The organism is Vibrio sp. Y176, from assembly GCF_033438945.1.
This window is the reverse complement of record NZ_JAWOQS010000503.1, coordinates 1-715: the sequence shown is the minus strand read 5'-3', so window position 1 is coordinate 715 and position 715 is coordinate 1. Positions and strand designations below refer to the sequence as shown.

Genomic DNA, 715 nt, shown 5'->3' with positions numbered 1-715 from the left:
TGTACCGTTTAGTGAAGATACGCCACAGCGTCTGATCTCTGAAGTGCTGCCAAGCATGTTAGTTAAAGGCGGTGACTACAAACCAGAAGAGATTGCCGGTGGTAAAGAAGTGATTGCGGCAGGTGGTGAAGTTCGTGTTTTGAACTTTGAAGATGGTTGCTCAACCAGCGAAATCATCAATGCAATTAAAGGCGGCAAAGGCTAAGCCTTACTGCTTTGAAGAACACTATCTGGAAGGTCGCTGCAAAGCGGCCTTTTTGTTTTTTTATGCTTGCTGTTCTACGTTCTGGTATAGCAATGCATTTGCGAGATAATCGCTAGGCGTACAATGTTAGGTAATTTGCATCGAATGATAGACAACAAAAAACGCCAGTTGACGAATCAACTGGCGTTTTAATTTCATTGTATAACTGAACGTTATTTCGCTGGTTTCAAACCTGCATCCACATCCAAGATGTCTTGTTCGCTTAGTGTACCAACCGCTTGGCGAAGCTGAAGAACACTCAGGATGTAGTTGTAACGAGCGTCTGAAAGGTTTTTGTTCGCATCGTATAGACGACGAGTTGCGTCTAGAACATCAACGATCGTACGAGTACCTACATCAAAACATGCTTCCGTCGCTTCTAGCGCAGATCTCGCTGAAACTACCGCTTGCTCATACGCTTTTAACGCACCAATAGAAGCGTTGATGTTGTTGTTTTGTGCACGAACATCT

1 protein-coding gene and 1 pseudogene are annotated in these 715 nt (G+C 44.1%); one reads left to right on the top strand and one right to left on the bottom strand.

Annotated elements, in window-relative coordinates; translation table 11 throughout:
• Positions 1–205: pseudogene (locus tag R7O13_RS26975) on the top strand (bifunctional heptose 7-phosphate kinase/heptose 1-phosphate adenyltransferase); the annotation flags it as partial.
• A 212-nt stretch (positions 206–417) separates the two neighbouring features.
• Here the strand turns inward: R7O13_RS26975 and R7O13_RS26970 are convergent.
• A partial coding sequence (locus tag R7O13_RS26970) for a TolC family protein (RefSeq protein WP_318305218.1) occupies positions 418–715 on the bottom strand: 298 nt, incomplete at its 5' end.